Raw genomic sequence first — 872 nt, 5'->3', positions numbered from 1 at the left:
ACTGATATTGATAGCAATACGAACTTGTAAGCCCGTATTTGATTGATTATCTACCGTATGTTGTTGTGTACGTTTCACCGTCACCTGCCAGCGATACAGCTGATCAATCGGGTTAAAAGGTGACACATGAAAGTCTTTATCATGACAAAACTCAGTCTCTTCCCCTTCTAGCAAAAACCCATAGTAATGACGCTTATCCCAAGGTGTATTGGACACTTCAGCCAATAAGTGCGTAGGCGTCTGCTGCTCATCAAACCCTAGGTAAAAATTGACCGGGCTAAAATACATACCTGCATTACGGCAGACAAGTAACCCGACCATATCGCCTTCAGGCGCGCTACCTGCATGTTTTTCAAATGCTTGGCTTAGACGCTGCTTCAATGCTTGATTAGACCGCAAATTGATATCAATATCTTTATTGTTACTTATGTTTTCATTGTCATTTGGGCTTTCGTTATTACTTAGGCTATTGAAACCCTCTAGATAATCATTGGGGCAAAATTGTTGCAGTGCCTTTGTCTTGGCTGAAAATAAAGGCAATCCTTTTGCCAATAACTTCTTTGGTAATATCTTGCTCAGGTGTGAGTCCCCTAAAACCTTATGGTCACCCAAAGCTGCCGCGTTAATTTCAGGAAGTTCCTGTCCTGCGGCCAATGCACTGATATTGATACCCCAATAACGGTACGGATAAACAAATTTATTCACACTAGGTAGCAACCGACTATGCCATGTCGTGCCCTCAAGCAATTGATGCGGTAAAGCAGTAGTATCACAAGCTAGTTCATGACGTGACGTATCATTAGTAGGTTTGGTGGACACGGTCATAGACACTCTCTTCGGTAACGGCACATGATGATAGAACGATTCGCAAT

General features: G+C 42.5%; 1 protein-coding gene. It reads right to left on the bottom strand.

Annotated elements, in window-relative coordinates; translation table 11 throughout:
• Positions 1-825 (bottom strand): DUF1365 family protein (locus tag ACS8FC_RS15935; protein ID WP_439297487.1); only part of this gene is annotated, 825 nt, incomplete at its 3' end.
• Positions 826-872 lie beyond the last annotated feature (47 nt).

It is taken from the genome of Psychrobacter sp. 1Y4 (genome assembly GCF_051847555.1).
Note: the sequence above shows the minus strand (reverse complement) of the source record. Positions and strands in the feature narration are given on the sequence as shown.